This window comes from [Enterobacter] lignolyticus SCF1, assembly GCF_000164865.1.
Lineage (GTDB): Bacteria > Pseudomonadota > Gammaproteobacteria > Enterobacterales > Enterobacteriaceae > Enterobacter_B > Enterobacter_B lignolyticus.
Genome location: NC_014618.1, coordinates 1,593,286 through 1,615,097, shown reverse-complemented (window position 1 = coordinate 1,615,097; position 21,812 = coordinate 1,593,286). Strand labels below are relative to the sequence as shown.

Annotated in this window: 20 protein-coding genes and 1 tRNA gene; 8 read left to right on the top strand and 13 right to left on the bottom strand. The window is 55.0% G+C overall.

The genetic code is table 11. The features are described 5' to 3' along the window. Position 1: 1 nt before the first annotated feature. The gene (yejF, locus tag ENTCL_RS07590; protein WP_013365528.1) at positions 2 to 1,591 is read left to right on the top strand and encodes a microcin C ABC transporter ATP-binding protein YejF; all 1,590 of its coding nucleotides are present in this window, start codon (positions 2 to 4) and stop codon (positions 1,589 to 1,591) included. A 3-nt stretch (positions 1,592 to 1,594) separates the two neighbouring features. Here yejF and ENTCL_RS07585 read toward each other — a convergent pair whose 3' ends face one another. The 3 genes from ENTCL_RS07585 to rsuA form a co-directional block, all read right to left on the bottom strand. Continuing rightward, positions 1,595 to 1,939, bottom strand: coding sequence for a YejG family protein (locus ENTCL_RS07585; protein WP_013365527.1), 345 nt, complete (start codon positions 1,937 to 1,939; stop codon positions 1,595 to 1,597). Between the two features lie 329 nt (positions 1,940 to 2,268). Then, positions 2,269 to 3,465 (bottom strand): Bcr/CflA family multidrug efflux MFS transporter, encoded by a 1,197-nt coding sequence (locus ENTCL_RS07580; protein WP_013365526.1) that lies wholly within the window; start codon positions 3,463 to 3,465, stop codon positions 2,269 to 2,271. Between the two features lie 15 nt (positions 3,466 to 3,480). After that, complete coding sequence (gene rsuA / locus ENTCL_RS07575; RefSeq protein WP_013365525.1) at positions 3,481 to 4,188, bottom strand: 16S rRNA pseudouridine(516) synthase RsuA; 708 nt, start codon at positions 4,186 to 4,188, stop codon at positions 3,481 to 3,483. 147 nt (positions 4,189 to 4,335) lie between these two features. On the opposite strand from rsuA, the gene radD reads away from it, so the two are divergent. Then, positions 4,336 to 6,096 (top strand): DNA repair helicase RadD, encoded by a 1,761-nt coding sequence (gene radD, locus ENTCL_RS07570; RefSeq protein WP_013365524.1) that lies wholly within the window; start codon positions 4,336 to 4,338, stop codon positions 6,094 to 6,096. Positions 6,097 to 6,222: 126 nt separating this feature from the next. Then, complete coding sequence (gene rplY, locus ENTCL_RS07565; RefSeq protein ID WP_013365523.1) at positions 6,223 to 6,507, top strand: 50S ribosomal protein L25; 285 nt, start codon at positions 6,223 to 6,225, stop codon at positions 6,505 to 6,507. A 45-nt stretch (positions 6,508 to 6,552) separates the two neighbouring features. Here rplY and yejK read toward each other — a convergent pair whose 3' ends face one another. Further along, positions 6,553 to 7,557 (bottom strand): nucleoid-associated protein YejK, encoded by a 1,005-nt coding sequence (gene yejK, locus ENTCL_RS07560; protein WP_013365522.1) that lies wholly within the window; start codon positions 7,555 to 7,557, stop codon positions 6,553 to 6,555. Positions 7,558 to 7,689: 132 nt separating this feature from the next. Here yejK and ENTCL_RS07555 point away from each other — a divergent pair, with 132 nt between their 5' ends. The 3 genes from ENTCL_RS07555 (at position 7,690) to ENTCL_RS07545 (ending at position 9,850) form a co-directional block, all read left to right on the top strand. Continuing rightward, on the top strand, positions 7,690 to 7,917 hold the full coding sequence (locus ENTCL_RS07555) for a YejL family protein (protein WP_013365521.1): 228 nt from the start codon (positions 7,690 to 7,692) through the stop codon (positions 7,915 to 7,917). A 19-nt stretch (positions 7,918 to 7,936) separates the two neighbouring features. Then, positions 7,937 to 9,697 (top strand): LPS biosynthesis-modulating metalloenzyme YejM, encoded by a 1,761-nt coding sequence (yejM, locus tag ENTCL_RS07550; protein WP_013365520.1) that lies wholly within the window; start codon positions 7,937 to 7,939, stop codon positions 9,695 to 9,697. 76 nt (positions 9,698 to 9,773) lie between these two features. Then, positions 9,774 to 9,850, top strand: a tRNA-Pro gene (locus ENTCL_RS07545). A gap of 326 nt (positions 9,851 to 10,176) precedes the next feature. Here the strand turns inward: ENTCL_RS07545 and ENTCL_RS22805 are convergent. After that, the gene (locus ENTCL_RS22805; RefSeq protein WP_013365519.1) at positions 10,177 to 10,881 is read right to left on the bottom strand and encodes an oligogalacturonate-specific porin KdgM family protein; all 705 of its coding nucleotides are present in this window, start codon (positions 10,879 to 10,881) and stop codon (positions 10,177 to 10,179) included. A 529-nt stretch (positions 10,882 to 11,410) separates the two neighbouring features. Between ENTCL_RS22805 and bamE the strand changes: the two genes are divergently transcribed. Beyond that, entirely contained in the window at positions 11,411 to 11,716 is a 306-nt protein-coding gene (bamE, locus tag ENTCL_RS22800) for an outer membrane protein assembly factor BamE domain-containing protein (RefSeq protein ID WP_071841385.1), read from the top strand. A gap of 193 nt (positions 11,717 to 11,909) precedes the next feature. On the opposite strand, the gene ENTCL_RS23440 is transcribed toward bamE, so the two are convergent. The 3 genes from ENTCL_RS23440 to ENTCL_RS07530 all read right to left on the bottom strand — a co-directional run bounded on the left by ENTCL_RS23440 (position 11,910) and on the right by ENTCL_RS07530 (position 13,783). Beyond that, the gene (locus ENTCL_RS23440) at positions 11,910 to 12,677 is read right to left on the bottom strand and encodes a YadA C-terminal domain-containing protein (RefSeq protein ID WP_013365518.1); all 768 of its coding nucleotides are present in this window, start codon (positions 12,675 to 12,677) and stop codon (positions 11,910 to 11,912) included. 300 nt (positions 12,678 to 12,977) lie between these two features. Continuing rightward, the gene (locus ENTCL_RS22795) at positions 12,978 to 13,511 is read right to left on the bottom strand and encodes a hypothetical protein (RefSeq protein ID WP_013365516.1); all 534 of its coding nucleotides are present in this window, start codon (positions 13,509 to 13,511) and stop codon (positions 12,978 to 12,980) included. Beyond that, positions 13,508 to 13,783 (bottom strand): hypothetical protein, encoded by a 276-nt coding sequence (locus ENTCL_RS07530; protein WP_049940937.1) that lies wholly within the window; start codon positions 13,781 to 13,783, stop codon positions 13,508 to 13,510. The genes ENTCL_RS22795 and ENTCL_RS07530 overlap by 4 nt, the downstream gene beginning before the upstream one ends. 513 nt (positions 13,784 to 14,296) lie before the next feature. On the opposite strand from ENTCL_RS07530, the gene eco reads away from it, so the two are divergent. Further along, a complete protein-coding gene (eco, locus tag ENTCL_RS07525; RefSeq protein WP_013365514.1) occupies positions 14,297 to 14,785 on the top strand; it encodes a serine protease inhibitor ecotin in 489 nt (162 codons plus the stop codon). A 31-nt stretch (positions 14,786 to 14,816) separates the two neighbouring features. Here the strand turns inward: eco and mqo are convergent, their stop codons facing one another. From mqo to ada, 5 genes are all read right to left on the bottom strand, one after another. Then, positions 14,817 to 16,457: a malate dehydrogenase (quinone) gene (mqo, locus tag ENTCL_RS07520; RefSeq protein ID WP_013365513.1), complete on the bottom strand. Its 1,641-nt coding sequence runs from the start codon at positions 16,455 to 16,457 to the stop codon at positions 14,817 to 14,819. 279 nt (positions 16,458 to 16,736) lie between these two features. Then, positions 16,737 to 18,173, bottom strand: coding sequence for a magnesium transporter (gene mgtE / locus ENTCL_RS07515; RefSeq protein WP_013365512.1), 1,437 nt, complete (start codon positions 18,171 to 18,173; stop codon positions 16,737 to 16,739). 135 nt (positions 18,174 to 18,308) lie between these two features. Further along, positions 18,309 to 19,952: a multidrug ABC transporter permease/ATP-binding protein gene (locus ENTCL_RS07510; RefSeq protein ID WP_013365511.1), complete on the bottom strand. Its 1,644-nt coding sequence runs from the start codon at positions 19,950 to 19,952 to the stop codon at positions 18,309 to 18,311. A 56-nt stretch (positions 19,953 to 20,008) separates the two neighbouring features. After that, positions 20,009 to 20,680, bottom strand: coding sequence for a DNA oxidative demethylase AlkB (gene alkB / locus ENTCL_RS07505; protein WP_013365510.1), 672 nt, complete (start codon positions 20,678 to 20,680; stop codon positions 20,009 to 20,011). After that, complete coding sequence (gene ada / locus ENTCL_RS07500; protein WP_013365509.1) at positions 20,677 to 21,738, bottom strand: bifunctional DNA-binding transcriptional regulator/O6-methylguanine-DNA methyltransferase Ada; 1,062 nt, start codon at positions 21,736 to 21,738, stop codon at positions 20,677 to 20,679. Before ada ends, alkB begins: the two co-directional genes overlap by 4 nt. Positions 21,739 to 21,812 lie beyond the last annotated feature (74 nt).

The following is a 21,812-nucleotide window of genomic DNA, read 5'->3' as shown; positions in this document are numbered from 1 at the left end:
GATGACCCAGCCACTGCTCGCTATTGATAACCTGTCTGTCGCGTTTACCGCCCAGGGGCAGCAGCGCATTGTGGTCAGCGACCTTTCGCTGCAGGTCGACGCCGGTGAAACGCTGGCGCTGGTCGGCGAGTCCGGCTCCGGCAAAAGCGTGTCGGCGCTGTCGGTCCTGCGCCTGCTGCCGTCGCCGCCGGTCAGCTACCCGGGCGGCGACATCCGCTTTCACGGACAGTCGCTGCTGCAGGCGGACGAACGCACCCTGCGCGGTATTCGCGGCAACCGCATCGCCATGATTTTCCAGGAGCCGATGGTTTCCCTCAACCCGCTGCATAACCTTGAAAAGCAGCTGTACGAAGTGCTGTCGCTGCATCGCGGCATGCGCAAGGAAGCGGCGCGCGCGGAGATCCTCGACTGCCTCGATCGCGTCGGCATCCGCCGCGCCCGGGAGCGGCTGACGGACTACCCGCACCAGCTTTCAGGCGGCGAGCGCCAGCGCGTGATGATCGCCATGGCGCTGCTCACCCGGCCGGAGCTGCTCATTGCCGATGAGCCGACCACCGCGCTGGATGTTTCCGTGCAGGCGCAGATTCTGCAGCTGCTGGGCGAGCTCAAGCGCGAGCTGAATATGGGGCTGCTGTTTATCACCCATAACCTCAGCATTGTCCGTCGTCTGGCGGACAACGTCGCGGTGATGCAAAACGGTCGTCGCGTCGAGCAGAACCGCGCCAGCGCGCTGTTCGCCAGCCCGCAGCATCCTTATACCGTGAAGCTGCTGAACAGCGAGCCTTCGGGCGACCCGGTGCCGCTTACGGATAACAGCGCTCCGCTGCTGCGGGTGGAAAATCTGCAGGTATCGTTTCCGGTACGTCGGGGCATTCTGCGTCGCATTGTGGATAACAACCTGGTGGTGAAAAACCTGAGCTTTACCCTGCGGGCAGGAGAAACGCTGGGGCTGGTCGGCGAGTCCGGGTCGGGAAAAAGCACCACCGGGCTTGCTCTGCTGCGCCTGATTGCCTCTCAGGGCGAGATGGTCTTCGACGGCGAACCGCTGCAGGGGCGCAACCGCCAGCAGATGCTGCCGCTGCGCCACCGCATCCAGGTCGTGTTTCAGGATCCTAACTCGTCGCTTAACCCGCGCCTGAACGTACTGCAAATCGTTGAGGAAGGCCTGCGCGTGCACCAGCCGACGCTAACGCCGGCCCAGCGCGAAGCAGAGGTGGTGCGCGTGATGCAGGAGGTGGGGCTCGACCCCGAAACCCGCTGGCGTTACCCGGCGGAATTCTCCGGCGGACAGCGCCAGCGCATCGCCATCGCCCGGGCGCTGATCCTCAAACCGCAGCTAATTGTACTGGATGAGCCGACCTCGTCGCTTGACCGCACCGTGCAGGCGCAGATCCTCACGCTACTGAAGACGCTGCAGCAAAAGCACCGTCTGGCCTACATTTTCATTAGCCACGATCTGCATGTGGTGCGTTCGCTGTGCCATCAGGTCATTGTGCTGCGCCAGGGAGAGGTGGTGGAACAGGGCGATTGTCGGCGCGTGTTTGATTCACCGGCGCAGGCTTACACTCGCCAGTTACTGGAGTTGAGCTGACGGTCAGAAAGGGTTATTGCCGGAAAACGGTTCCGCAATCGCCACGCCGCAGTTTTTCAGGCGGCAGGTTGCCGCAAATTCGTCCTGACGGTTGACGAACAGGCACGGTTCGCCCTCGCACTCCAGCACCGAGCTATCAACAGCGATATCGCTGAGCGCCTGGCTGAGTTTCTGCATGACCGGCCATGCGCTATCGCCGTCCGGACTCAACAGTTTAAGCGCCACCAGGCTGTTATCACCGTCAGCGCCGTTTTGCGGAATCGGTTCAACTCTTGAACCTGCAAAACCCGCCAACCAGCGATAGTTCTGCGGCAGTCGGTGAACGATGGAAAGTTGTAATGTACTCACGCTTTTTCCCCGGAAGCAAAGTGCTTCACAATTATTTCACATCCATATTAACACATTGTTGACAAATCGTCCTGCATCCAGAAAAGAAACGCCGAAACTCCGGGTCGTATGGGTAAATAGAGCCAATTTATTGCGACAAGACAAACGCCAATGATGCACGATGGCGCTATATGTACCCGTTTCTGTGATCTAAAACAATCTTTTTATCTACAATAGTGTGACTTTTTACACTAATTGAATTTACATTATAGAAACATATAGTAGCCGTACGACGTTTTTCCCGGTTGACGTGCATCAAAAAAGGGCTGATTTTGCCCCTTTTTTGCTGACTAATTCGCGACTTTTCGCCGCCTGCTGGCGTAGAGGTAGAACAGAATTGAGCAGCTGGCGCAAAACGCGATAGAAAGTAGCATTGGCCAGGCGGTAGTAAACGTCGCCATCGACAGCAGCGCGCCAACAATCGCCCCGATGCCGAAACGAAACGTCCCGGCAAGGGACGAGGCCGTCCCCGCCATATGCGGAAACTCATCAAGAATGACCGCCATCGCGTTCGAAGAAACCATCGACACGCAGCCGACAAAGGCCGCAACCCCCAGCACCAGCGACCAGAAGCCGACGCCCAGCAGCGCGCAGACCACCATCCATCCGGCCATCGCAAACTGAATCCACAGCCCGGCGCGGAACATGTTCAGCGCCCCGACGCGACGGACAAAGCGGCTGTTAATTATGGTCATGATGAACAAAAACACGATGTTCAGCGCGAAGTAGTAGCCAAAGTGCTGCGGCGAAACGTGGTTTAACTCGATGTACACAAACGGCCCGGCGCTCAAAAACGAGAACATCCCGGCAAAGCTGAAACCGCTCGCCAGCATATAGCTCAACACGCGCTTATGGCGAAACAGCGAGGAGAAGTTGCCAAGCGTGGTACGGATATGGAATTTCTGTCGGCGCTCCGGCGGCAGCGTCTCCTGAATAAAGAAGAAGATCATGGTCGATGCCAGCAGCGCAGCGCCCGCGAGGATCCAGAAAATGGTATGCCAGCTGAACCAGACCAGCACCGCCCCGCCCGCCATCGGCGCGACCAGCGGCGCAATGGTCGTCACCAGCATGACAAAGGACATCATGCGCGAGAACTCTTCTTTGGGGTAGATATCGCGCATCAGGGCGTTGATCACCACGCTGGCGGCGGCCGCAGCGAGGCCGTGGAAAAAGCGCATGACGATCAGATGCTCAATGGTCTGCGACAGCGCGCAGGCCACCGCCGCCGCTGCGAACACCAGCGTGCCGCCGAGGATAACCGGCTTGCGTCCCAGGCTATCGGCCATCGGTCCGTACAGCAGTTGCCCGAGCGCAAAACCCAGAATGTAGGTGCTGAGCGTCATCTGCGCGCTACCGGCCGGTACGCCAAACTGCGCGGAAATCACCGGCAGCGCGGGCAGATACATATCAATAGAAAGCGGCATCAGCATGGCCAACAGGCCAAGAATAAAGACGATACTCAACGACGAGTGCTGCCTGTTGGTCACAGTTAACTCCTGAAATTAGCGCATCGGCAAGCCAACGCTTGCGATCTCATCTTCCGTCAGCGGACGGTACCCGCCCGGCTCGAGCTCGGGGTCAAGCGCGATGGCCCCGATACGCTCGCGGTGCAGCCCAACCACATGGTTGCCCACCGCGGCGAACATCCGTTTGACCTGATGGTAGCGGCCTTCGCTGATGGTCAGGCGCACTTCGGTGGCGGTGATAACCTCAAGCTGCGCCGGTTTGGTCAGCGCTTTTTCATTATGCAGCTGAATGCCGTGGGCGAATTGTTCCGCCGTGTCCTCGGCAAGCGGCGACTCCAGCGTCACCCGGTAGGTCTTTTCACAATGATGGCGCGGCGACGTAATGCGGTGCGACCACTGCCCATCATCCGTCATCAGCACCAGGCCTGTGGTATCAATATCCAGACGCCCCGCGGCGTGCAGCTTATGGGCGACCGGTTCATCAAGGAAATAGAGTACCGTCGGATGATCCGGGTCATCCGTGGAGCAAACGTACCCCTGCGGTTTGTTGAGCATAAAGTAGCGCGGGCCGGTTTGCTGAACCAGCGAGTTGCCATCATAGGCCACATCGTGTTCTGGCTGGAGTTTAAACGCGGTATCTTTGACGATGTCGCCATCCACGGTAACGCGGCTGGCGCGAATTTCACGCCCGGCAATGGCACGGCTGACGCCGAGTTGCTGAGCGATAAACTTATCGAGTCGCATGAAATTTTTTAGCCTGTAAGAGTGCGGGTGTCGGGACGGGCCCGAAAAAGAAGCAATAACAACGTTTAAGTATAACGGCCTGACGATACCACTCAAGCGAAAAGATTCATGGCATACTATTTGCGAGTTAATGAATACACCAAGGCTATGACTTTTACACTTCGCCCCTATCAGCAGGAAGCCGTTGACGCCACCCTCGCCCACTTCCGCCAGCATCAGCAGCCCGCGGTGATTGTGCTGCCCACCGGCGCAGGCAAAAGCCTGGTGATTGCCGAGCTGGCAAGATTAGCGCGCGGGCGCGTGCTGGTGCTCGCCCATGTTAAAGAACTGGTTGCGCAAAACCATGCCAAATACCTGGCGCTGGGGCTGGAGGCGGATATTTTCGCCGCCGGGCTTAAGCGCAAGGAGAGCCACAGTAAGGTGGTGTTCGGCAGCGTGCAGTCCGTGGCGCGCAATCTGGCGCATTTTGAGTCGGCGTTTTCCCTGCTGATCGTCGATGAGTGTCACCGCATCAGCGATGACGACGACAGCCAGTACCAGCAAATTCTCGCCCATCTGCGACAGGCGAACCCGGGGCTGCGCCTGCTCGGGCTGACCGCCACGCCGTTTCGCCTCGGCAAAGGCTGGATTTACCGCTTCCATTATCACGGCATGGTGCGCGGCGACGAGAAGGCGCTGTTTCGCGACTGCATCTACGAGCTGCCGCTGCGCTACATGATTAAGCACGGCTATCTGACCCCGCCGGAGCGGCTGGACATGCCGGTGGTGCAGTACGATTTCAGCCGCCTGCAGGCGCAGAGCAACGGCCTGTTCAGCGAAGCCGACCTTAACCGCGAGCTGAAAAAGCAGCAGCGCGTGACGCCGCATATCGTCAGCCAGATAGTGGAGTTCGCCCAAACGCGTAAAGGCGTCATGATTTTTGCCGCCACCGTCGAGCACGCGCGGGAGATAACCGGCCTGCTGCCTGCCGGAGAAGCGGCGCTGATCACCGGCGAAACGCCCGGGGTCGAGCGCGATCGGCTGATTGAACAGTTTAAAGCACAGGTGTTTCGCTATCTGGTCAACGTGGCGGTGTTAACAACGGGTTTTGACGCCCCTCACGTCGATCTTATCGCCATCCTGCGCCCGACGGAGTCCATCAGCCTTTACCAGCAAATCGTCGGCCGCGGCCTGCGCCTGGCACCGGGCAAAACCGACTGCCTGATCCTCGACTATGCCGGAAACCCGCACGATCTCTACGCCCCGGAAGTCGGCGCGCCAAAGGGAAAAAGCGACAACGTGCCGGTGCAGGTTTTCTGCCCCTCCTGCGGTTTTGCCAATACCTTCTGGGGCAAAACCACCGCCGACGGCACGCTGATCGAACACTTCGGCCGACGCTGTCAGGGGTGGCTTGAGGATGACGACGGCCACCGCGAGCAGTGCGATTTTCGCTTTCGTTTTAAAAACTGCCCGCAGTGCAACGCGGAAAACGATATCGCCGCCCGCCGCTGCCGCGAGTGCGATACCGTGCTGGTCGACCCGGACGACATGCTGAAAGCGGCGCTCAGGCTGAAGGACGCGCTGGTGCTGCGCTGCAGCGGTATGACGCTTGAGCATGGCGAGGATGAAAAAGGCGGCTGGCTCAAAATCACCTACTATGATGAAGACGGCGCCGACGTCAGCGAGCGCTTTCGCCTGCACACTCCGGCGCAGCGCACCGCCTTCGAGCAGCTGTTTATCCGCCCGCACACCCGTACGCCCGGCATTCCCCTGCGCTGGATAACCCCCGCCGATATCCTTCGCCAGCAGGCGCTGCTGCGGCATCCGGATTTCGTGGTCGCCCGGCAAAAAGGCCAGTTCTGGCAGGTGCGGGAAAAAGTGTTTGATTACGAGGGGCGCTTTCGCCGGGCGAATGAATTACGCGGATAGACCCGCTTTTCATTGCCCTGCCCTGCAATGAGGGCTATAATGCCGCCCGCTTTTGCATGTGCAAAGCAGAACACTTACCTGTTGCTGGGTCGCCTGTAACAGGATTTACTTTAAAGAGAGACTTCAATGTTTACTTTTGATGTAGCAGTACGTAAAGAGCAGGGTAAGGGTGCGAGCCGCCGCCTGCGCGCAGCTAACAAAGTTCCGGCTATCATTTACGGTGGCGCAGCTGCTCCGGTATCTGTCGAACTGGATCACGACAAAGTATTTAACGCTCAGGCTAAAACTGAGTTCTACTCTGACGTTCTGACCCTGGTTATCGACGGTAAAGAAGAGAAAGTGAAAGTGCAGGCCGTACAGCGTCACGCGTACAAGCCGAAAGTCACGCACATCGACTTCGTTCGCGCTTAATCGCCGACCGGTCAAAAAACCCCGCTCCGGCGGGGTTTTTTTTGCTTATTTTCCGCTGGTGCGGCGCGAAAGCTGGTCGCGCAGATTCGGCGGCGTACCTTTGATCGTCAGCGTATCCGTCGCCGGATCCCAGAAAATCCGCTCGCCAAGCAGCATGGCATCAAAGTTGATGGTCAACCCGCCGCCGCTGCCGGCGTATTTGGTCAGCTGGCGCAGCGTGCTGCGATCCGCCGGGAAGCTCTCTTCCAGCTCGTAGCCTTTATCGGCGGTAAAGTCCTGGAAGCTGACCTCGCTGACGCCTGACAGCTCTTTCGACAGCGACTCAAGCTCAATCTCCTCACCGGCCTGCAGCTGCTCGTTGCAGTAGGCATATACCTGCTGGCGAACGTTCTGGCGTTCAGATTTATCCAGCTGCGCTTCGGCGGTAAAGTCGTCCACCGCCTGCAGCAGGCCGCGGTTCTGCGCTTTGGCGTTGAGACCTTCGCTGGCGCCGAGGAAATCCATAAAAAAGTCAGACACTTTACGCCCTACCCGTCCTTTCAGGAAGGTCAGGTAACGGCTGGATTCCGGGTTGGTTTCCCATTCGGTGATATCGATGCGCGCCACGATATCCGCATGGTTGATATCCAGATAATGGGTCGAGCTGATATCCAGGTTTTCGTTCACCCGCATGCTGCTGAGGTTATTGAGCACCGCCACCAGCAGATACTCCACCGCCAGATAGCGGTAATGGCAGAACAGCACCACGCCGCCGTCGGCAAACGGGTACTTCGCCAGCTCATCGCGCAGACGCCCCGTGGCGGCGCGGCTGAACGCCAGGAAATCCTCTTCGCCCTGACGGTGCAGGCGCAGCGCCTGCGCCAGCTCGCTTTCTTCGTTAAACAGGCCGTAGGCTTTGTTTTTCGCGCTGTAGACCCGATGCAGCTCAGCCATCATCTCTTCGACCGTCGCCGTCGGCTCCAGCAAGGTATCGCGCAGCACCAGTTCAAGATTTTGCTCATCGCGTTTGATCAGCTGATGCAGGGCAATCTGGTTGATATCCAGACTCATGTTAAACTCTCCTTTTAGACCGGGCGGTATTCAACCACCGCTGACGCGACTGTGTAAAGTCGAAAAAAAGCGGAAAAAAAGATGCTGCTACGGTAATATGTTGCCCTTTCATGAACAAACAGATTTTGATTTATGCCGCAACTCTCCCGCTATAGTGATGAACATGTTGAACAGCTGCTCAGTGAGCTGGTAAACGTACTGGAAAAACATAAGGCACCGACCGACCTGTCGCTGATGGTGTTGGGCAATATGGTGACCAACCTGATCAATACCAGCGTTGCGCCAGCGCAGCGTCAGGCGATTGCGCGCTCCTTTGCTCAGGCGCTGCAGTCATCCATCAGCGACGATCCGGCACACTAAGGAAGACGTACAACAGTTTATGGTGACTCATCGTCAGCCCTATCGTGAGAAAGTGTCCCAGATGGTCAGTTGGGGGCACTGGTTCGCCCTGTTCAACATCCTGTTGGCCACGGTCCTCGGTAGCCGCTATCTGTTTGTCACCGACTGGCCGACAACGCTCGCCGGTCGCCTGTATTCGTATATCAGCCTTGTCGGCCACTTCAGCTTTCTGGTGTTCGCCACCTATTTGCTGATCCTGTTCCCTCTTACCTTTGTCGTTATCTCGCAGCGGCTGATGCGCTTCTTGTCCGCCATTCTGGCCACCGCCGGAATGACGCTGCTGCTAATCGACAGCGAAGTCTTTACCCGTTTTCACCTGCACCTCAATCCCGTCGTCTGGGAGCTGGTCATTAACCCCGACCAGAACGAGATGGCCCGCGACTGGCAGCTGATGTTTATCAGTGTGCCGGTCATTTTGCTTATTGAGATGCTGTTCGCCACCTGGAGCTGGCAAAAGCTGCGCAGCCTGACGCGCCGCCGCCACTACGCCCGGCCGGTTGCCTGGGTTTTCTTTATCGCGTTTATCGCCACCCACGTGATGTACATCTGGGCCGATGCGAACTTCTATCGCCCGATTACCATGCAGCGCGCCAACCTGCCGCTCTCCTACCCGATGACCGCACGCCGCTTTCTGGAGAAGCATGGCCTGCTGGACGCGCAGGACTACCAGCGTCGTTTGGTGGAGCAAGGCGATCCTGAAGCGGTGAGCGTTCAGTATCCGCTAAGCGATTTGCGCTACAGCGATATGGGTACAGGACAAAACGTTCTGCTGATCACCGTCGATAATCTGAACTACTCGCGCTACGAGAAGCTCATGCCTTCTCTGGCAAGCTTTGCGCAGAAAAACGTGAATTTCACCCAGCATATGAGCACGGGTAACGCCGCGGACAACGGTATTTTCGGCCTGTTCTACGGCATTTCGCCGAGCTATATGGACGGCGTGCTCTCCGCGCGCGTTCCAGCGGCGCTGATTTCTGCGCTTAATCAGCAGGGCTACCAGCTGGGTCTGTTCTCGTCTGACGGCTTTGCAAGCCCAATGTATCGCCAGGCGCTGCTGTCCGATTTCTCGCTGCCGCCGTCAAAAGCCCAGAGCGACGCCCAGACCGCCAGCCAGTGGATAAACTGGCTTGGCAGCTACAATCAGGATGAAAACCGCTGGTTCTCATGGGTTTCCTTTAACGGTACGACCCTTGACGAAAGCCAGCAGCAGAACTTCACTCGCCGCTATAGCCGCGCCGCGGCAGCGGTGGACGTACAGATTGGCCGCGTGCTGTCCGCGCTGGAAGAGTCCGGCAAGCTGGATAACACCGTGGTGATTATCACCGCTGCGCACGGCGAACCGCTGGACGCACAGCGTAAGCTGTTCGACTGGTCGCGCCCGCAGCTACAGGTGCCGCTGATTATCCACTGGCCGGGCACTCCGGCGCAGCAGATTAACACGCTGACCGACCATAAGGACGTGATGACCACGCTAATGCAGCGTCTGCTGCACGTCAGCACGTCGGCAAGCGAGTATTCCCAGGGGCAGGATCTGTTCAGCGCGACGCGCCGCCATTACTGGGTCAGCGCCGCCAACGGCAATACGCTGGCCATCACCACGCCTCAGGTGACGGTGGTTCTTGACCATAACGGCAGCTACCGGACATGGGACAGCGACGGCCAAAAGGTAAAAGACAGGAAGCCGCAGCTGAGCCTGCTGCTGCAGGTGCTGACGGACGAAAAACGCTTCATTGCTAACTGATTGATTATTTATGAATCAGTCAGTGAGGTTGCGTCTTGCAATCAGCGCTGAAAACGGTAGTATTGCCTCCACGCGTCGGCACGTAGCGCAGCCTGGTAGCGCACCGTCATGGGGTGTCGGGGGTCGGAGGTTCAAATCCTCTCGTGCCGACCAAAAACCCTTAAGAACCAGCCTTTTATGGCTGGTTTTTTTATGCCTGTAATTTGATGGGGGAGAAACTGGGGAATAACTGCCGACATTATTGCTGTCATACCTCGTCTTCTCAATCCTGAGCCGTCAGATTCCTTTCCCTTGATACTGCGTAGTTACAGAGTCGGATATTAAGCCTTCTTTTTATTACAGTGATCGCGCTCAAAAAAGGGGGAATGGGAACGGGTTCTTATATGAAAGTTAAGGTAAGGATGATTTCCAGAGTCTGAAAATGAAAACCCCGGCAATAACCAGGGTCAGAGATTCTTAGAAAATTTATTGCATTACAATCAGAAATTGTATTTCACACCTAAGCGATAGCGCATTTCCATTGCATCGCTTTCATGATCTGCATTGTAGCGTGGTACATAACCAATTTCGGTATACGGAGTCCAGTTTTTATCGATTTTGTAGCTTGCGACAATGTTATACAACCAATAATAATTGTGACCATTATAGTCTTCATAATTAGTTGTACGATATTCCAGATCACCAATTACACTGATCTGCTCACCTGTATAGCCAAACTCCCAGTTGAATTGGTTGTAATTTTTATTATCAGTGCCAGACTGTTCGCTCACTTCAATACCTGGCCGCCAACGAAAGGTCGTCATCCATGTATCGGAAATTTTATAAATAGCTTTGATCTGCGCACGATAGCCAACATATGTATCACCGATATCCAGATTCACAGCCGGAGCGAGAGTTAGATCATCAGTAATTTTATAGTTACGGCCAAACTCCCACTCGCTACCACTACCGCTGTAATGGCCATTGCTTTCCTTAAATCCATCTGATTGAGTTGTCGTTCCTTCTGCCAACTTACCTTCTACGCTTGCAAAGTACCCAGACTCTGAAGTATGGCTAATTTTCAGACGGTCTGCATTGGTTTTACTATCGGATTTATATTCATGCCTATAGTCAAGACTTACAGCTCCGACAGAAAAAGAAAATAAACAAAAAGACAACGTACTGATTTTAAATAAATGCGTCATAAAAAATCCATTAATATGATGTTTTAAGAATTAAATTTTAGGTGTTATAGGCACCACTAGAAACGGCGCTGATATTTACAGTTCCTGAAGAAATTGTCTCCGAATTTAATGCCTAAAAATAAATTATATTTGACAAATAAAATATTAATAAAAACGTCATAATACTGAAATAACAACATGCGCTATCTATATAATGCAAAGTACAGTTATTATAATCTCAGTAATATAACAACCTCTTTACAAAACTTAATGTTTAGTTTTTTTAACGCATTTTATTGGATCGAACAATATCGAAAATCACTGAATTGTGCTACTCATTAACAGATCTGACCACTCATTCACTTATGCTCGTGACAGGAAATTTTTTGACAATAGATTAAAATATTCATTGATACGTCGCTGCCAGTGTACAAGCCTGACTAATAGAAATGACGTAAATAAGCATGGATATTTTTAATAAAATGCACATGGAATATCATAGTGTTAACTGTATGGAAGTTGCTAACCTTTCCACCCAGAAGGTACCCATATGAAAATAATATTCACTGCAATTATGATTGCTACATTAGCGGGATGCTCTACAGGGACAAGTACATATTTTGCACAAAAGGACATAGACTCGATAAAAAAGGGGGTAACCTCTGAAAGATCAGTGCTGTCAATGTTTGGCACTCCAACATCACAATCTGTTGATTCCCAAGGTAACAAAAAATACCGTTGGGATTACGATTATGATTCTGGAGCTGGTGACGACCAGGTTGAAGTAAAAACTGTAGATGTCACTATTAACAAACACGGTCTTGTTGATTCTTATGATTCATACCTCAGGCAATGAAGTCAGGAGAATTGGACAACGACATAGTAGTGACAACGGCCTGACTTTTTTATCACCCGGCCGCCTGGGTTGCATTTGCCACGTCTGCGAACGACAGAAACCCGCCCTGCGGCGGGTTTCTTATTGCTCTACTAACAGAGCGTATTTTCGCTAAATTTTTCACTTAAAAACATAAGAATATAACCGTCTGTCGCTACCAGCCATATGCCATACCTGCGCCTAGCGTCGCGCCGCCGTATGAACCCGCGCTCACGGCAGCTTTAGTCACAATATGGTTTGTGAGACGAGCAGAGAATCCAACCGCAACAGCCTCATCGCTGTCATTCGTACCCAGACCCGCGCCTATACTGAACGTCTGGCTTTCTGTTACCTGGGGGATATTCGCCATGGCAGCGACGCCCGCAACGCCAACAGAGGCGCGTTTACGATTGCTGTCTACTTCACTGTTCAGTGAACTCAATCCCTTTTCAAGACTGCTGATCCTTTGCTCATGGTTCACAAGGTCCACTGCATTTTCAGAAGCGCTCATCGTAGGCTGTGGGTTCGTTTCTGGCGTTCCTGCTCCCGTGGCTACCGTTGGTTGGGGATCAACTACAGTGGTATTTTCTTTAACTGTTACTGTGTAACCGCTACGTTGCGAATCCCCTGCATAAGGCGTTTTGTTAGTGCTTGAAGGTGGATTGTAGGTAGATGTTGGCACACCGACATTATAAGCAGAATGCTGATTCAACTGGTCATTAGACATATCCGTCGTTATTCTAATACCGTTTTTACGCTCCAGAGCATGGAGGTAATTTTGTTGCGCGACAGTAAGCGTTGTCCACTGCTGAAAAAATTCGTGAGAATTAATCCTCTGACTGACGGCATTTGAATATAAATCATCAACATTATCAGCATAAGCTAATGATATGGAGCAAATAAAATAAAAAACAAATCCTATCTTTACTGACTTACCATTCATTTTCGCTATCACCATGTAAAATAATTATTTTTTATCACCACTTAAAATGACACAAATAAAAGGCCACACTGACAGTACAAAGAAAAAACCTGACAGGGATAAGCCAACTATTGAACCGTGATCGTTAGTAGCACTTGAGTTCAGAACAAAAAAGCAAAATGAAATAAACAGAGAAACCATTTGCAGGCAAATTATTTGCAAGTTACTGAACATTTTTATTACCTCTGGCTAATAGGTATTCCATTAAAAATTAAGGAAACCGGGAGACATGTCGCCTCCCTTGCGATTTACGGGTTTCTGTTAATAATGGAAACCACCGCCATAACCACTGTGATCGTGAAACGCTGACGCATGAGCATTATCACTACCATTCCCCGAATGATGGTTAGCGGACCCGTTCACGTCATGATTGTTTCCACCGTGCTTAACCGTTCGATGAAAAGCGCTGTCATAAGCAACCGCTACCTGAGTGCTGCCAGGCAATGAACCAGCCGTAACAATGCCCTGATTAGTTTTAACTTTTGTCGAGGGATTAAGCGTTGATGCGGCTACATTAATGGAGCTCCGCGTAGCTTGAGAATTTGCCTGGACCATTTCCGCGCTTCTTAAGTCAGAATAGGCCTGAGCACGCCTCACCGCAGCTGCATTAAGATTCTTTTCAGCATCAGAAGCCACAACACCAGATCCTAATGTAACTGCTTCTTTTTCATAGTTTGCTAATGCCGATGAATAACGTCTCTCAGCATGAACGACCGCCTTATTCGCCTTAGACACACTCATGGCATTTGCCGAAAAAGACACAGCAGCGATCAGCACTAAAATGATATTTTTCATTTTGCATACCCCTTAAATACGCCTGAGGTATCGGTTACGCCAATCTTGCCATTTGAATACACAACGTAGTTAAAAAGCCCTTGCTGATATACCTTTGCCTGTGGTTCTTTCTCAATAATTGTCGCGGGTTTACCATCAACTATAAGCCCGGTAGACGTCATGACTAAATGCATTCCTTCCCACTGCCATGTCTTCTTTGCCGCCAAAACCTGTGAAGAGCACACGGCCATTAATATTACTGCCGTACATGCAAACATCTTATTAACGTTCATCTCACCATCACCATATAAATCAAACAATTTAAAATTATTAAACAATTAGCGATTTGGATAATAGACCGGACTTATTGCGCATTACGAATTAATAATTCTGATGAATGGTTATTTATTGACTCATATCAATTTAATTATCACGTATGGTTATCGATTATGGAAATAATATTTCATTTGAAAGACAGGCAGCAATCAAAAGAAAGAAGCAGCACTTTATAAAAAAATAAATTAATTGATAATTATGTTCAAAATGTATTTAAATTTCGCAGCCTGTGTTTACGAAATGTGGAAAATCAACCGTATTTCGCTGTTTGTCGCGGTAAATCCCCACTCACGTCTCATCTGACAGTATTTATGCTGAATAATGAGTGCATGAAAAGTCATGGAATCCAGAAAAACAACAACCATCAGGATATATAACCATCAAATATGAAAAATTAAGTAAATAATCCATAAAAAAATCTTAAGTGGTGATACTATTATCTGGTTGATAACTGCTCAAAAGGATTAACAGTGAAAAACACCATTACACTTGCTGCTGCACTGACCCTCGCCTGCATCTCCGGCGCGGCCTTTGCCAATACTCAGCCGCTGGAAAAAATTGCACCCTATCCGCAAGCGGAAAAAGGGATGAAGCGTCAAGTGATTACGCTGCCGGAGCAGAAAGACGAAGGCGCGTATAAAGTTGAGCTGCTGATTGGTCAGAACCTGGAGGTCGATTGCAATCAGCACCGTCTGGGCGGTCAACTGGAAAGTAAGACCCTTGAAGGTTGGGGCTATAACTACTACGTTTTTGATAAGGTTACCGCCCCGGTCTCCACAATGATGGCCTGCCCTGACGGCAAGAAGACCAAGAAATTTGTGATGGCCGGACTCGGTGATGCCGGGTTTCTGCGTTACAACAGCAAACTACCTGTCGTGGTCTACACCCCCGAAGATGTCGACGTGAAATATCGTATCTGGAAAGCGGAAGACGATATCCACAACGCGCAGACCCGTTAAGACAAAAAGCCCCGCAGTGCGGGGCTTTTCGTTATAACGCGATGTCTGCCACCGGTTTGAGCTCTACCTTAGGAGGGGTAAATTGGGCCTTTGGCGCGATATCCGCAGTCACCTGCGGTTCGTAGCGCAGCCCAAGCACTTCGCTGGTGTACGCCAGCGCCTGTTGAATCACTTGAGGGTCACGATTCATACGGCTACCGTAGGTGGGTACAACCTGGTGTAGTTTCGCCTGCCATGCAGGCGACGCAAACTTCGCTTTAAACACCGTCTCCATCAGTTGCAGCATGATGGGCGCAGCGGTTGACGCGCCAGGCGAGGCGCCGAGCAGGGCCGCGACGGTGCCTTCATCATCGCTGACCACCTCTGTCCCCAGCCGCAGGACGCCGCCCTTTTGCGCGTCACGCTTGATGATTTGCACACGCTGCCCCGCCTGCCACAGCCGCCAGTCGCTTTTCTTCGCCTGCGGGTAATACGCCTGCAGCGCCGCCAGCCGATCCTTATCCTTTTGCATCACCTGACCGACCAGATACTTCACCAGATCGAAGTTATCCAGACCTACGCTGAGCATCGGCCCGATATTGGCGGTATTGGTGGAGCTGAGCAGATCCCATAGCGAGCCATTTTTCAGGAACCGGGTGGAGAAGGTCGCGAACGGTCCAAACAGCACCACACGCTTGCCGTCGATGATGCGCGTGTCAATGTGCGGCACCGACATTGGCGGCGCACCCACCGATGCCTGCCCGTAGACCTTCGCCAGATGATGGTTAACCACCTGCGGATTTTCGCAGACCAGAAACTGTCCGCCGACCGGGAAACCCGCGTAGGCTTTCGCCTGCGGAATGCCGGTTTGTTGCAGAAGCTTCAGCGCCGCGCCGCCCGCGCCGATAAAGATAAATTTCGCGCGGATGGTCCGTCGAATATGACGATTACCGGCATCCGCTACCGTCACCGTCCAGCTGTTGTCGGCGTTGCGTTTGAAGCGGCGAACCACCGTATTCAGCTGGAGGGAGAAGTTGCGGCGTTTTTTCAGCGCGGCGATGAGCTGGCGGGTGATTTCGCCATAGTTCACGTCAGTCCCGATTTCAGTACGCGTCGCCGCCACTTTCTGCTGCGGATCGCGCCCTTCCATCACCAGCGGGGCCCATTTTTTAATCTGCGCGGCATCTTCCGAATAGCGCATACCGCGAAACTGCGCGCTGCCCTGTAGCGCCGCATAGCGGGCGCGGAGGAAATTCACATTTTCCTCTCCCCAGACAAAGCTCATATGCGGCACGGTGTTAATAAAGGTTTTTGGCTGCTTCAGCACGCCGCGGGTAACCTGATGCGCCCAGAACTGGCGCGATATCTGAAAGGCGTTGTTAATCTCGATAGCTTTGTCGATGCTGACGGAACCGTCCGCCTGCTGCGGGGTATAGTTCAGTTCCATCAGGGCGGCATGGCCGGTCCCGGCGTTGTTCCAGCCGTTGGAGCTCTCCTCGGCGACGCTTTCCATGCGCTCTACCATGGTAATAGACCACTCCGGCTCCAGTTCCTGAAGCCAGGTTCCCAGCGTGGCACTCATGATGCCCCCGCCAATCAACAATACATCCGTCTCATGCTCATGATGGGCGTTGACAGGGTCTGACTCAACCCCTGGCGCCGCTGAGCTGCGTACGGCCATCTTTTTTTTCATCGTCAATGAGCCTTACTGTACTCGCGTTCTTATTTTGCGCAGGTGAAACGATTCGGGAAGGTCACGTTATCACTGACGGTTAAAGATTTAAATATTGTTTAAAGTTTAAGTTCAATTTTGAGATCTGTTATAAAAATGTTTAATAAATGTGGCAACAAAATAAGGTTTGAGACTAGTAAAGTGTGACGCTTAGCGCTAATATCCCCGATTCCGTGACGATTGTCACAGCCAATAGTTCATCAAAACCCGGTTATTCATAACCTCTGTTTCACCCCCTTGCTACAGCAGAAACAGCGTCGCCAGCCCCAGAAAAATAAAGAAGCCGCCGGTGTCGGTAAGCGCGGTAATCATGACGCTGGAGCCCACCGCCGGGTCTCGTCCCATGCGGGTCATCATCATCGGGATCAGTACCCCCATCAGGGAAGCCACCAGCAGGTTCAGCACCATCGCCAGCATCATCACGCCCCCCAGCTGTGGGTCATCGTACAGCCACCACGTGACGGCCCCCATAATGCCGCCCCAGACGATGCCGTTGATCAGCGCGACGCCCATTTCGCGCAGGATGAGAAACGAGAAGTTCCCCGGCTGGATTTGCTGAAGCGCCAGCGCGCGCACGATCATAGTGATGGTCTGGTTGCCGGTATTGCCGCCGATCCCGGCGACGATGGGCATCAGCGACGCCAGCGCCACCAGCTGCGAAATGGTGTGCTCAAAGCCATCAATCACCCTCGATGCGATAAACGCCGTGCACAGGTTGATGGCCAGCCAGGCCCAGCGGTTTTTCACCGCCTTCGTCACCGGCGCAAACACATCCTCTTCGCTGCTCAGGCCGCTCATCTGGCGGATATCGTTGTCGGTTTCTTCATAGACCACATCGACTATCTCATCGATGGTCAGACGGCCCAGCAGCTTCCCGTCTTCATCCACGACCGCTGCGCTAAGCAGGTCGTCACGCTCAAAGGTGCGGGCCACCTTTTCCGCCTCTTCCTGCGGCTGAAAGGTTACCGGTTCGGACTCCATCACGTCCGCCACGCGGAGATGGGCGGCATTGAGCAAAATGGTCTGCAGCTCCAGCTCGCCCAGCAGGGTCTTATCACGCGCGGTCACGAAGAGCTTGTCGGTGTTCTCCGGCATTTTCCCCAGACGCCGGAGATAGCGCTGGACGGCGCCAAGCGTGACGTCCGGGCGAATCGTAATGACCTCAAACTCCATGATGGCGCCAACGCTGTCATCGGCATAGTTCATCACCTGGCGCACGCGGGCGCGCTCTTCCGCCGGCAGGCTGGCCAGCAGGCGTCCGGTCAGATCGCGCGGCAGGTGCTGTACCAGATAGATTTGCTCATCAATATCCAGAGCCTGTAGCGCGTCCAGCAGCGCCCTGTCGCTCATGCCGTCGATCAGGTCATCCCAGACGTTTTCCGACGCCTCCAGCAGCACGTTGCCGCGCTTACCGTCCTCCACGAGGTTCCACAGCGCGTGGCGCTCGTCGGAAGGCAGCGCCTCCAGGGTGTCGGCAAGGTCAGGCGCCGGAAGGTGCGCCACCAGCGCCCCTACTTCCGCAATATCGTCCACCAGCTGCCCTTCGTCGTACTGCTCCGCCAGGGTCAGCTTTCCGGATAACGCGGAGGTGATGGATTTATCGGTGGTCAGTAGCCAGATAAGGCGCGCGCGTTCTTCGTCACGCAGTCTGGCGCTGTTTTTGTTGAAAACGGGCATAGCCTGGCGGTCCTTGAGAGGGTAAGCGGAAATTCTGCCCCTAAGCATAGCGCGGGGCTATGTAAAAAATAATAAACCGGCCGCGCAAGCGCTGAAAAATCCACCGACGGCCCCTGTCGGAAGGGGCCATGAGGTTCAGGCGGTGCGGGAGACCGCGTCGCGCGTCGCGGCATGGCGCTCCTCGCCCGTCAGCTCCGTGAGCTTACCGCTGCGCATCTCCAGCAGGCGATCGGCGTGCATGAAGTAGTGGTCGTCGTGGCTGATGGCAAAAACGGTTTTCCCCATCTGCTGCATCAGCGGCAGCAGCACCTGGTAGAATTCGCGACGGAAGTGCGGGTCCTGATCGGCGGCCCATTCATCAAGCAGGATGATGTCACGCGCCTCCGCCAGCGCCAGCAGCAGCGCGACACGCTTTTTCTGCCCTTTCGATAGCCGCAAATCGAGGATCGTCCCGTTTTCCAGCGTAACCTTCCCGGTCATCTTAAGAAGCGACAACCATTTATCCGTCAGCCTCGGGTCCGCCTCCTGTCCTGCGGGGCCGAGCAGCTTGTCAAACAGCCAGACGTCAGTAAATACCGCAGAAAATAGCCTGCGGTAATCCTCCGGGCGCTCCGCCGCCAGCGGTTTACCATCCACCAGAATCTGCCCGGAAACCGGCTGGTAGAGGCCGGTCAGCAGCATCGCCAGCGTCGACTTGCCGCTTCCGTTGCCGCCGATCAGGAATACCAGCTCGCCGCGCGCAAGCGTCAGGTTTATCGGCCCTATGCCAAAGGTATTGTCCTGGTAGTGGAAGGTCACGTCGCGCAGCTCCAGCGTTTGCCAGTCCGGCCGGTCGCTGGCGTTCGCAAACTCCGCCCGGAACGGCGCCAGCGAAAACTGCCTGAGCTTATTAAACGCCACCTGGGCGCTCAGCAGCGTCGGCAGCGCGCCGATGGCGGAAAGCAGCGGCGTGCGCAGGAACAGCAGCGTCAGCGAAAAGGTCGCCGCTACGTTGGTATCCGCCCATCCCAGGCCGTTGGCCATCCAGAATGCCAGGCCAATAGCGCCCAGCATCATAATATTTGACCAGTTCACCGCGCTCAGGTGGAAGGTATCGGCGCGGATAATATGGTGGCGATACTCACGGGCGTGCGGGACATACTGCTGATTGAAAAGATATTCCGCGCGCTCGCGGTTAAGCGTCAGCTCCTTGCGCCCCTCCAGCACCGCCTGGTAGTCGTTGTACAGCTGGTCTTCGGTTTCCCGCAGCGACGCCATATGCCGGTACACCCGGGCCACCAGCACAAAGCCGACCCAGATGGTCACAGCCACCCACACGGCGGCCACCGCCAGCATTTTGCCTGACAGACAGCCCAGATAAGCCGCAGAACCCAGCGTCAGAATCACCCCCTGCACCAGCTCCGGCAGACGTACGAAGGCGGTGGTGATATTGCGCACATCGCTGGTCAGCCCCGCCAGCAGCGCGGCGCTGCCCAGCTTTTCGATACGCTCGACCTGGGTATCGAGGATCCGCTTGATAAACTCGCCGCGCAGGCGATAAACGAAATGGTGGCCCAGCGAGGTGAGCGCCAGCTGGGAGCCCAGCGTGACCGCCATCAACAGCAGCAGCAGGCCGAGAAACTCCGGTAATACCGCGAGAGAGAAATCGACGTTTTCAATAAGCCGCAGGTTGATAAAAGCAATCAGCCCAATGCCGAGCGCGGCGCTCAGCAGGCTCAGCGCCATGACCGCGATGAATGACCAGCGATACTGTCGCCAGACCAGCAGAAGAAGTTCCATAACAACCTTTCAGGACAACATAAACAGCCAGCAGTTTAAACGGCCCGCCATTCACATCAAGAATAATTCTTATTTTTATTGTCGTTTCCTGTCAGACGAAAGGTCAGATTATAGCGATACGCGCCGGTGGCCGGATGATGCCCCGATTTGAGCGGCTGAATGCCATGATAGAACAGGCGCGACGCCCCGCCCCAGACCACGACATCGCCGTGCTCAAGCAGCACCCGACGCAGGGGGTCGTTACGCTTAGCACCGCCGAACTGGAACACGGCGGGTAGCCCCAGCGAGACGGAAACAATCGGCGCCCGCAGATCCTTCTCGTCTTTATCCTGGTGGAGCGACAGCTTTGCGCCCGGCGCGTAGCGGTTAATCAGACAGGCATCCGGCGTAAAATCCGCATAGCCCGCTTCTCCTGCGGCCTCCAGCGCGAAACGGCGAAACAGCGCAGGCATCGCGGGCCACGGATTGCCGGTCAGCGGATCGCCGGGCGCATAAAGGTAGCCGCCGGCATCGGTGGTCCAGCCCAGCTCGCCGCAGTTGGTCATCGCCACCGACATCGTATACCCGCCAGGGGTCACCATCTGCCGGAAGGGCGAGAGCTGCGCTATCTGGTGAATCGCCTCCAGCAGGCGCTCCGCGCAGCCCGCGGCGTAGCGCCGTAAAATCACCGCCCCTGGCGCCAACGGCTCCTGCCAGGGCGCGGCATCGGCAAAGAGATCCAGGCTCATGCCTCCTCCTGTTGCGTTTCCCGGCGCAGCAGCTGCGCTTTTCGCCCCTCTCCCCAGCGATAGCCGGATAGCGCCCCGCTCTGGCGCACAACGCGATGGCATGGAATGACGATCGCCAGCGTGTTTGCCGCGCAGGCGCTGGCGACGGCGCGCACCGCGCGGGGGTTGCCGATACTCTGCGCCACCTGCTGGTAGCTGCGCGTTTCGCCTGCCGGGATCTCCTGCAGCGCATGCCAGACCTGCTGCTGGAAAGCGGTACCGCGGATATCCAGCGGCAGCTGTAGCGCCGTATTCTGGCCGTTGATCGTCGCCAGCACCGTCTCAAGACGCGCATAGAAGCCCGCATCGCCCTCCTCCCGCTGCGCCTGCGGGAAAATAGTCTGCAGCTCGATAATCAAGCTGGCGTCATCATCCCCGAGCAGCACGGCGCAAATCCCCCTGGCGCTCTCCGCCACCAGACAGCGACCAAGATCGCACGCCGCCAGCGCGTAGCGTACCGTGACGTCGCTACCGCCGCGGCGATACTGCCGCGCCGTCATCCCCAGAGTGTTATCCGCCTCGCGGTAGTAGCTGCTGCTGGCCGGAAACCCCGCCGCCAGCACGGCTTGCGTTACCGGTTCGCCTTTTTCCAGCGCTGCGCGCAGACGCTTTGTGCGCCACGCCTGCTGCCAGGCCTTCGGCGTCATCCCGGTGACGGATTTAAACAAGCGATGAAAATGATACGGACTGACGCCCACTTCCCGGGCCAGCGCCTCAAGGCGGATCGTGGTGTCCTGCTCCAGCAGCCGGCAGGCTCTGGCGACTTTCGCGATGCGCTGCTGCTGCGGGTCGGCATTTTCCGGCTGGCAGCGCTTGCAGGGGCGAAACCCCGCGTCGCGCGCGGCGGCGGCATCAGCATAAAAGCGGACGTTCTGGCGCAGGGCGTGGCGCGCCCGGCAGGAGGGCCGGCAAAAAATACCGGTGGTCAGCACCGCAAAGACGAACTGACCGTCTGCCTGTGGATCGCGATCGAGCACCGCCTGCCAGCGGCGCTCGTCGTTCAGGTTAGTGTGTTTCATACAGCCTCCGCTCTCTGTTCAGGTTAGCCTGAGTCTGATGCAATCGCCGGAGGAAAAAACTGACAATCTTGCTT

Excerpts from the sequence above, each read along its gene's own strand:
- ENTCL_RS23440 (WP_013365518.1), bottom strand. The coding sequence starts at position 12,677 with ATGAATGGTAAGTCAGTAAAGATAGGATTTGTTTTTTATTTTATTTGC.
- rsuA (WP_013365525.1), bottom strand. The coding sequence starts at position 4,188 with ATGCGACTCGATAAGTTTATCGCTCAGCAACTCGGCGTCAGCCGTGCC.
- yejK (WP_013365522.1), bottom strand. The coding sequence starts at position 7,557 with ATGAGTCTGGATATCAACCAGATTGCCCTGCATCAGCTGATCAAACGC.
- rplY (WP_013365523.1), top strand. The coding sequence starts at position 6,223 with ATGTTTACTTTTGATGTAGCAGTACGTAAAGAGCAGGGTAAGGGTGCG.
- ENTCL_RS07530 (WP_049940937.1), bottom strand. The coding sequence starts at position 13,783 with ATGAACGTTAATAAGATGTTTGCATGTACGGCAGTAATATTAATGGCC.
- ada (WP_013365509.1), bottom strand. The coding sequence starts at position 21,738 with ATGAAACACACTAACCTGAACGACGAGCGCCGCTGGCAGGCGGTGCTC.
- ENTCL_RS07555 (WP_013365521.1), top strand. The coding sequence starts at position 7,690 with ATGCCGCAACTCTCCCGCTATAGTGATGAACATGTTGAACAGCTGCTC.
- mqo (WP_013365513.1), bottom strand. The coding sequence starts at position 16,457 with ATGAAAAAAAAGATGGCCGTACGCAGCTCAGCGGCGCCAGGGGTTGAG.
- yejM (WP_013365520.1), top strand. The coding sequence starts at position 7,937 with ATGGTGACTCATCGTCAGCCCTATCGTGAGAAAGTGTCCCAGATGGTC.
- radD (WP_013365524.1), top strand. The coding sequence starts at position 4,336 with ATGACTTTTACACTTCGCCCCTATCAGCAGGAAGCCGTTGACGCCACC.
- bamE (WP_071841385.1), top strand. The coding sequence starts at position 11,411 with ATGAAAATAATATTCACTGCAATTATGATTGCTACATTAGCGGGATGC.
- ENTCL_RS07510 (WP_013365511.1), bottom strand. The coding sequence starts at position 19,952 with ATGGAACTTCTTCTGCTGGTCTGGCGACAGTATCGCTGGTCATTCATC.
- ENTCL_RS22805 (WP_013365519.1), bottom strand. The coding sequence starts at position 10,881 with ATGACGCATTTATTTAAAATCAGTACGTTGTCTTTTTGTTTATTTTCT.
- yejF (WP_013365528.1), top strand. The coding sequence starts at position 2 with ATGACCCAGCCACTGCTCGCTATTGATAACCTGTCTGTCGCGTTTACC.
- alkB (WP_013365510.1), bottom strand. The coding sequence starts at position 20,680 with ATGAGCCTGGATCTCTTTGCCGATGCCGCGCCCTGGCAGGAGCCGTTG.
- ENTCL_RS22795 (WP_013365516.1), bottom strand. The coding sequence starts at position 13,511 with ATGAAAAATATCATTTTAGTGCTGATCGCTGCTGTGTCTTTTTCGGCA.
- mgtE (WP_013365512.1), bottom strand. The coding sequence starts at position 18,173 with ATGCCCGTTTTCAACAAAAACAGCGCCAGACTGCGTGACGAAGAACGC.